At 54.5% G+C, this 255-nt stretch carries 1 protein-coding gene; it reads left to right on the top strand.

The features are described from left to right. The coding region (locus tag Q4563_RS21070; RefSeq protein WP_303605912.1) for a hypothetical protein at positions 1–255 on the top strand (255 nt) is incomplete at both ends.

Raw genomic sequence — 255 nt, 5'->3', positions numbered from 1 at the left:
CGACCATATTGCCGGGCAGCGGGCAGCGCGGCTGATTGAACGGCTTTACCGTGAGACCGCCAATAGCACGCCGATCACACCCGACCTGATTCATTTACTGCTCTCGGAAGATAAAATCAGTCAGCATGATGAAGCCAGTGACAACAGTAACAGTGACAGCGATATTGCAGAGTCACCAGAACAGCCTGATCTCCACGGCCCGCTGGTTATCAAGACCCCCCAGACCTATGTCAAAGTCCGCGGCAAGCATCAACG

This window comes from Gilvimarinus sp. 1_MG-2023, assembly GCF_030548285.1.
This window is presented reverse-complemented; position numbering and strand designations above follow the sequence as displayed.